Annotated in this window: 1 protein-coding gene and 1 pseudogene; both read left to right on the forward strand. The window is 53.0% G+C overall.

From position 1 onward, the window contains the following. Positions 1-284: 284 nt before the first annotated feature. Positions 285-723, forward strand: a pseudogene (locus tag N0M98_RS33505) (carboxymuconolactone decarboxylase family protein). A 364-nt stretch (positions 724-1,087) separates the two neighbouring features. Continuing rightward, positions 1,088-2,017 carry a cysteine synthase A gene (gene cysK, locus N0M98_RS33510; protein WP_249865532.1) on the forward strand — a complete coding sequence of 310 codons (930 nt, stop codon included), beginning with the start codon at positions 1,088-1,090 and terminating at the stop codon, positions 2,015-2,017. Positions 2,018-2,208 lie beyond the last annotated feature (191 nt).

Consider the following 2,208-nt stretch of genomic DNA (forward strand, 5'->3'; position numbering starts at 1 on the left):
ACTGCTCACCGTTGATAGCTTTTGCCTTCTAGTTCAGCTTGTTCACCCCTCTTGTATGAAAAGGGGTAAGGGAAAACCAAGGGGAGTTACAAACTGCCTATTGACAAGTCTCGTTCATATCAGCGATTGGAGGATCAAATGGACGCCGCAGCGGACTTTTTCACCACTCTTCTAAAGGAAGCTGTACAAATTTTTTTTCGCAAATGTCACAAAAAAGCTCCCCGATTGTCTTTATTCATGAACGGACAATCACAATCCCGCGAAGGGATGAGGAGGAGCTTTCGATGAAAACGAGATTTAACATGTATCAAGTCAATCCCGAGGCCTATCAAGCGATGCTCGGTCTTGAGCAATACACGGCCGGTACGACTATTGACAAGAAGCTGAAGGAGCTTATCAAAATCCGGGCTTCGCAGCTTAATTCCTGCGCATTCTGCATCGATATGCATACGCGGGACGCCCGCGAAATGGGCGAAACGGAACAGCGGATTTACGCTTTGAACGCCTGGAGAGAGACGCCGTACTTCAGCGACGAAGAGCGCGCGGTGCTCGCTTTGACGGAGTCGATTACGCTGGTCGCCGAGACGCATGTGCCTGATGAAGTGTTTGAAGAGATGCAGCGCTTTTTTACCGACAAAGCAGATCAGCGAAATTATTATGCAGATCGTTACGATCAACGCATGGAACCGGATCGGCGTATCGACTCGGCTTATGCCTAAATAATCGCAGCGCGAAGCGATAAGCAAGCCCCTTTGGCGGACCTTACAGGCCCCGAAGGGGCTAGTTCGCTTTTGCCTTGTCGTATGCGCCGGAATTGGCTTTTTTCGATCCGGGGAGGGGCGGGGCCGTTTCACGCATGATGCGCGGGGCAATCGGCAATGATAGGGATGTTGTTTACAGGAGCGCTTGGAAGATGCTTTCTCAGGGGAAGTCAGCGTTTTTAGCGCTATACCATCGCACGGTTACGGGATTCGAGGGTTGAGCTGTTTTCAATAAATTTTACATTCCATGTTAATGATGATAAAATTTCATTACATACTTAATCGATAGGTAATAGTTATATTTATCAATAACCGGAGGATTCAACATGACCAACATCGCCCGTAATTTAACCGATTTGATAGGCAACACGCCTCTTCTGGAGCTTGTCAAATATAATCAGCAGCAGCAGCTTCCCGCGAAGCTGATCGCCAAGCTGGAATATTTCAATCCGGCTGGAAGCGTGAAGGACCGGATCGGCTACGCTATGATTAAGGACGCGGAAGAGAAGGGGCTTATTACCAAAGATTCCGTCATTATCGAACCGACGAGCGGCAATACCGGCATCGGCTTGGCCTTCGCCGCGGTAGCTCTGGGCTACAAGCTGATCATTACGCTGCCGGAATCGTTCAGTATCGAGCGGCGCAAAATTCTTCAGGCGCTGGGAGCCGAGCTGGTGCTGACCCCGGCCGCGGAAGGCATGCCGGGAGCGATGAGAAAGGCGGAGGAGTTGGCGGCGTCCATACCGAATTCGTTCATTCCGCAGCAGTTCGACAATCCGGCCAACCCGCAAATTCACCGAGTGACGACGGCGGAGGAAATATGGCGGGATACCGACGGAACCGTCGATATTTTCGTCAGCGGAGTCGGTACCGGCGGCACGATTACCGGCGTCGGCGAAGTGCTGAAGCAAAGAAAACCGTCGGTTCAGGTCGTTGCGGTCGAGCCGTTCGATTCGCCGGTATTGTCCGGCGGCAAGCGCGGAGCGCATCAGCTGCAAGGACTTGGGGCGGGATTTATCCCCGGCGTGTTTAACGGCGGCATTGTCGACGAGATTTACAAGGTAAAGACCGAGGAAGCCTTCGATACGGTGCGCACCGTCGCCAAGACGGAAGGGCTGCTCGTCGGGATTTCCTCTGGAGCGGCTATCTATGCCGCGGCGCAGCTGGCCAAGCGGCCTGAGAATGAAGGCAAGAACATCGTCGTCATCTTGCCCGATCACGGCGAGCGCTATTTGTCGACGCCGTTGTTCGATTAGGTATCCGGCTTCGGAAACGTTTCGTTTGGCAACAACACCTCGGATAGAGGTGTTTTTTTTGTGCAGCGTGCCCAGAGGCACGCATCTTCTAGCCGGTGAAAATCCGGTCGCGGGAGGGGCCAAGCCCCCGCGTAGCTAGGATGCCTGCGTACGGCGAAATCTGTGCGTAGAAGCGCGTCGACGAAAGTACC

Source organism: Paenibacillus doosanensis (assembly GCF_025060755.1).
Lineage (GTDB): Bacteria > Bacillota > Bacilli > Paenibacillales > NBRC-103111 > Paenibacillus_S > Paenibacillus_S doosanensis.